Genomic DNA, 6,587 nt, shown 5'->3' with positions numbered 1-6,587 from the left:
TCCGCGAACAGCTGCGAACGCAGCACGACCACCCTGGCGCCGTCCTCCAGCGACAGCGCGCCCGAGACGACGGCGGCCGCGATCTCACCCTGCGAGTGACCGACCACCGCGTCCGGCACCACACCCGCCGCACGCCACAGCTCGGCCAGGGACACCATCACGGTGAACAGGACCGGCTGGAGCACCTCGATACGGGTCAGGTCCCCGTCCCCGCGCAGCACCCCCTCCACCGACCAGTCGACGTGCGCCTCCACGGCCCCCGCGACCTCGGCGAAGCGGGCCGCGAACACCGGCGAGGAATCCAGCAGTTCCACCGCCATCCCCGCCCACTGCGACCCCTGACCGGGGAAGACGAACACCGTCTTGCCCTCGGTGTCGGCGGCGCCGGTGACGGTGCGTCCGGCGGGCGCGCCGGCCGCGAGCGCGGCGAGTCCGGCGAGGGCCTCCTCGCGGCTGCCGAGGACGACGGCGGCCCGGTGTTCCAGGCGTGCCCGGGTGGTGGCGAGGGACAGGGCCACGTCGGACAGGGACAGGTCGACGTCGGCGGCGAGGTGGTCGTGCAGCCGCCCCGCCTGTGCCTGGAGGGCGGCCGGGTTCTTGCCGGTCAGGGTCCAGGGCACGGTGGCGGCGAGGACTGCGGCCACCGTCGGGCGTGCGGTGTCCTCGGGCGCCCGGTCGTGGTCCGGGGTGGCGGTCCGCGGGGCCTGCTCCAGGATGACGTGGGCGTTGGTGCCGCTGAGGCCGAAGGAGGAGACACCGACGCGCCGCGGGTGGCCGGTCTCGGGCCAGGCGCGCTGCTCGGTGAGCAGCTCGACGGCCCCGGTGGACCATTCGACGTGCGGGGAGGGCTCGTCGACGTGCAGGGTCTTGGCGAGGACGCCGTGGCGCAGGGCCATCACGGACTTGATGACGCCCGCGATGCCGGAGACGGCCTGGGTGTGGCCGATGTTGGACTTGAGGGAGCCGAGCCACAGCGGCCGGTCCTCGGGGCGGCCCTGGCCGTAGGTGGCGAGCAGGGCGTGCGCCTCGATGGGGTCGCCGAGCTTCGTGCCGGTGCCGTGGGCCTCGACGGCGTCGACGTCCTGCGCGGCGAGCTTGGCGGAGGCCAGGGCCTGGCGGATGACGCGCTGCTGGGACGGGCCGCTGGGGGCGGTGAGGCCGTTGCTGGCGCCGTCCTGGTTGGTGGCGGAGCCGCGGACGACCGCGAGGACGCGGTGGCCGTTGCGGCGGGCGTCGGAGAGCTTCTCCAGGAGGAGCACGCCGAGGCCTTCGGAGAAGGCGGTGCCGTCGGCGGCTCCGGCGAAGGCCTTGGCGCGGCCGTCGGCGGCGAGCGCCCGCTGGCGTCCGAACTCCACGAACTCGGCGGGGGTCGACATGACGGCGACGCCGCCGGCCAGGGCCATCGAGCACTCGCCCTGGCGCAGGGACTGCGCGGCCAGGTGCAGGGCGACCAGGGAGGAGGAGCAGGCGGTGTCGACGGTGACGGCGGGGCCTTCGAGGCCGAAGCTGTAGGCGACGCGGCCGGAGATGACGCTGTTGGAGAGGCCGGTGCCGAAGTAGCCCTCGACGCCTTCGGGGATCTCGCGCAGTTCGGTGGCGTACCCGGACGGGACGGCTCCGACGAAGACGCCGGTGCGGCTGCCCTTGAGGGTGGCCGGGTCGATGCCGGCCCGTTCGAAGACCTGCCAGGCGCCTTCCAGGACGAGCCGCTGCTGCGGGTCCATGGCGAGGGCCTCGCGCGGGGAGATCCCGAAGAGTTCGGCGTCGAAGCGGCCGGCGTCGTGCAGGAAGCCGCCTTCCTTGACGTAGGTGCGGCCGGGGGTGCCGGGCTCGGGGTCGTAGAGGGCGTCCAGGTCCCAGCCGCGGTCGGCGGGGAAGGCTCCGATGGCGTCGCCCTCGCCGGTGACCAGTCGCCACAGTGCTTCGGGCGAGTCCACGCCGTCGGGGAAGCGGCAGGCCATGCCGACGATCACGACCGGGTCGCCGTCGGCGGCCGGGGCGGTGAGGGGGGCGTTGTCCTCGTCCCGCTGTTCGCCGTCGGCGTCGCCGACGAGCGCGGTGCGCAGTTGGCGGGCGAGGGAGGCCGGGGTGGGGTGGTCGAAGACGATGGTCGCGGGCAGGCGCAGTCCGGTGGCCCCGCCGAGCCGGTTGCGCAGCTCGACGGCGGTCAGGGAGTCGAAGCCGAGCTCCTTGAAGGCCTTCTCGGCGCCGACGGCTTCGGCGGCGGAGTGCCCGAGGACGGCGGCCGCGTGGGTGCGGACCAGGTCGAGCAGGGTGCGCAGCTGGTCGTCGGGGCTCAGCGCGGTGAGGCGGCGGGCGAGTGCCGAGCCGCCGGCGCCTTCGGCGCTCTCCACGGTGCGGCGGGCGGACACGCGGACCAGGCCGCGGGCGAGCGCGGGCAGGCTGTGGGTGGTGGCCATGGTCCGCAGGGCGCCCGCGTCCAGGCGTACGGGCACCAGGAGGGGTGCGCCGCCGGTGGTGCCCGCGTCGAGGAGGGCGAGGCCCTCGGCCGGGGAGAAGGCGACCATGCCGGAGCGGGCCATGCGGGCCACGTCCTCCTCGGAGAGGTGGCCGGTCATGCCGCTGGCCTCGTCCCACAGTCCCCAGGCGAGGGAGGTGGCGGGCAGGCCCCGGGAGCAGCGGTGCTGGGCGAGGGCGTCGAGGAAGGCGTTGGCGGCGGCGTAATTGCCCTGGGCGGGGCCTCCGATGACGCCGGCGGCGGAGGAGAACAGGACGAAGGCGGTCAGGTCCAGGTCGCGGGTGAGTTCGTGGAGGAGCGCGGCCGCGTCCGCCTTGGGACGCAGGACGGCGGCGAGCCGGTCGGCGTCGAGGGAGGCGATCACGCCGTCGTCGAGGACTCCGGCGGTGTGGACGACCGCGCGCAGCGGCCGGTCGGCGGGGATCGCGGCGAGGAGTGCGGCGAGCGCGTCGCGGTCGGCGGCGTCACACGCCACGACCTCGGCCGAACCACCCAACTGTGCTATCTCCGAGACGAGTTCGGCCGCCCCCGGAGCCTGCGGGCCGCGGCGGCCGGCCAACAGCAGGTGCCGTACGCCGTGCTCGGTGACCAGGTGCCTGGCGACGAGCGCCCCCAGGGTGCCCGTACCGCCGGTGATCAGGACCGTCCCGTCCGGGTCCCAGCCCTGCGGGACCGTCAGGACGATCTTGCCGGTGTGCTTGGCCTGGCTCATGAACCGGAACGCCTCGGGGGCCCGCCGGACGTCCCAGGTCCGCAGGGGAAGGGGCCGGAGCGTGCCCGCCTCGAAGAGCCGGCCCAGCTCGGTGAGCATCCCGGCGATCCGGTCGGGTCCCGCCTCGGCGAGGTCGAAGGCCCGGTAACCGACCCCGGGGTGGTCCCGCTCGGTGTCGCGCGGGTCGCGGACGTCGGTCTTGCCCATCTCGACGAACCGGCCGCCGCGCGGCAGCAGCCGCAGCGAGGCGTCGGTGAGTTCGCCCGCGAGGGAGTTCAGGACGACGTCGACGCCCTCGCCGCCGGTGGCGGAGCGGAAGCGCTCCTCGAAGGAGGCGTCGCGGGAGGAGGCGATGTGGGCGTCGTCGAGACCGGCGGCGCGCAGCGCGTCCCACTTGCCCTCACTGGCGGTGGCGAAGACCTCGGCGCCCAGGTGCCGGGCGATCCGCACCGCGGCCGAGCCGACACCGCCCGCGGCGGCGTGGATCAGGATCCGCTCGCCGGCCTTCAGGCCCGCCAGGTCGACGAGCGCGTAGTACGCGGTGAGGAAGGCGGTCGGCGCGGACGCGGCCTCCTCGAAGGACCAGCCGTCGGGAATGCGGGTGACGACGCGCCGGTCGGCCACCGTGTGCGGGCCGAAGGCGCCGGGGAACGGGCCCATCACGCGGTCGCCGACGGCGAGTCCGGTGACGCCGGGACCGGTCTCGGTGACGACGCCGGCGCCCTCGTTGCCCATGGTCGCGTCGCCCGGGTACATGCCGAGCGCGATCATCACGTCGCGGAAGTTCAGGCCGGCGGCCCGGACCGCGATACGGATCTCGCCCTCGGCGAGCGGCCGGGTCCCGGCGGGCACCAGGGCGAGGTGGTCGAGGGTTCCGCCGGAGGAGGCGAGCTGCCACCCGGCGGCGGACCGCGGGGGCGTCAGCATGCCGCCGGGGGCGGTCCCGCGGACCAGGCGCGGCGCGAGCACCACCGTGTCGCGTACGGCGGCCTGCGGCTCGTCGGCGCGCCGCGCGGCGGCGACGGCCGTGGGGAGCGCCGCGGCGGCGGCCTCGGCCGCGTCCACGGCCGCGTCGAGGTCGACGAGCAGCAGCCGGCCCGGGTTCTCGGCCTGCGCGGAGCGGACCAGGCCCCACAGCGGGGCGTGGACGAGGTCGGTGACGTCCTCGCCGGGGCGTACGGAGACGGCGCCGCGGGTGACGACGGCCAGCCGGGCGCCCTCCAGCCGCTCGTCGGCGAGCCACTCCTGGAGGAGGACGAGGACGCGGGCGGTCTCCTCGCGCACCGCGTCGGCGAGCGCGCCGGCCGGGGCGTCCGCGTCCGGGGCCGGTGCGCCGCCGACGGGCAGGACCACGACCTCGGGGGCGGGCAGCCCGGCGGCGACGGCGTCGCCGAGCGTGGCCACGTCGTCGAAGACCTGCGGGAACGCGCCGAGCCGCTGGAAGGCGGCCTCGATGCCGAGGAGGTCCTCGCCGAGGACGATCCAGTCGTGCGGGACGGCGTCCTCGGGGAGGCCGTCCGTCTCCACGGCCGTCCAGTCCAGCCGGTAGAGGGAGTCGTCGGTCGCGGGACCGGCGTCGAGGGAGGCGGCGCCGACGGCCCGGGACACCAGGGCGCCGACGGTGGCGACCGGGCGGCCGGTGGCGTCGGCGATCTCCAGGCCGACGCCGTCCTCGCCGGCCGGGGCGATCCGCACGCGCAGCGCGGTCGCGCCGACCGCGTGGAGGCCGACCCGGTTCCAGGAGAACGGCAGGCGTACGCCCTCGGCCTCGCCGCGCGCGGCGGACACCAGCCCGGCGTGCAGGGCGGCGTCGAGGAGGGCGGGGTGGAGGCCGAAGCGGGCCGCGTCCTCGTGCTGCTCGTGGGGGAGGGCGACCTCGGCGTAGATCTCGTCGCCGCCGGTCTGCTTCCACACGGCGGTCAGGCCCCGGAAGGCGGGCCCGTACTGGTAGCCGGCACCGGCCAGGGCCTCGTAGAAGCCGTCGAGGTCGACGGGTTCGGCGCCCGGCGGCGGCCAGGCGGCCAGGTCGAAGGAGGGTTCCCGGCGGGAGCTGAGCAGCAGGCCCGTGGCGTGCCGGGTCCACGGGGTGCCTTCGGGGGCTTCCTCGGGGAGGGAGTAGAGGGCCACGGGACGGTGGCCGTCGGATTCGGGGCCGCCGACGACGAGCTGGAGGCGGACCGCGCCCTCGGCGGGCAGTACGAGGGGGGCCTCCAGGGTGAGCTCGTCGAGGGTGTCGCAGCCGGCCTCGTCACCGGCGCGGACGGCGAGTTCGACGAACGCGGTGCCGGGGAGGATGACGGTGCCGTTCACGGCGTGGTCGGCGAGCCAGGAGTGGGTGCGCAGCGACAGGCGGCCGGTGAGGACGGCCTGGTCCCCGTCGGCGAGGCGGACGGTCGCACCGAGGAGGGGGTGGTCGGCGGCGCCGAGACCGGCGGCGGACACGTCCCCGGATCCGGAGCCGGCCACCTCCAGCCAGTAGCGCTCGCGCTGGAAGGCGTACGTGGGCAGCTCGATGCGCCGGCCCGGGTCGTCCGCGGCGGCGTGGACGGTCTGCTGCCAGTCGACGGGGGCGCCGTGGGTCCAGGCCTCGGCGAGGGAGGCGAGGAAGCGCTGCGGGCCGCCCTCGTCGCGGCGCAGGGTGCCGAGGGTGACGGCGGACGCGCCGACGGCCTCGATGGTCTCCTGGACCCCGATCGTCAGCACCGGGTGGGCACTGGACTCCACGAACAGCCCGTGTCCGCGCTCCAGGAGGCCGTTGATGGCGTCCTGGAAACGGACGGTGCGGCGGAGGTTGGTGTACCAGTACTCCGCGTCCAGCTCGGAACCGTCGGCCCACTCCCCCGTCACCGTCGAGAAGAACGGGACCTCGGCCGTCCGCGGCTCGATGCCCGCGAGGAGGCCGATGACCTCGTCGCGGATGGACTCCACCTGCGGACCGTGCGAGGCATAGTCCACATTGATCCGACGCGCCCGGACGCCATCGGCCTCACAGGCCGCCATCAGCTCGTCCAGCGCCTCCGGATCACCCGAAACCACCGTCGACCGCGGACCGTTGACGGAAGCCAGCGCCAGACGCTCACCCCAGCCGGAGATACGTTCCACCACCGCATCGGCCGTCTCGGCGACCGACACCATGCCGCCCTTGCCGGCCAGGGCGAGCAGCGCCTTGGCCCGCAGCGCGGACACCTTCGCCGCGTCCTCCAACGACAGAGCCCCGGACACGGCCGCGGCCGCGATCTCCCCCTGAGAGTGACCGACGACCGCGGCCGGAACGACGCCGTTGGCCCGCCACAGCTCGGCGAGGGACACCATCACCGCCCACAGCGCGGGCTGGACCACATCCACCCGGTCGAAGCCCGGCGCGCCGTCCTTCTGGCGGAGCACGTCCAGCAGGGA

General features: G+C 75.5%; 1 protein-coding gene. It reads right to left on the bottom strand.

What is annotated here, in order from left to right; genetic code table 11:
* A partial coding sequence (locus tag AB4039_RS40665; protein ID WP_442273149.1) for an SDR family NAD(P)-dependent oxidoreductase occupies positions 1–6,587 on the bottom strand: 6,587 nt, incomplete at both ends.

Origin of the sequence: Streptomyces sp. M-16 (assembly GCF_052114405.1) — a bacterium.
Classification (GTDB): Bacteria; Actinomycetota; Actinomycetes; order Streptomycetales; family Streptomycetaceae; genus Streptomyces.
Note: the sequence above shows the minus strand (reverse complement) of the source record. Positions and strands in the feature narration are given on the sequence as shown.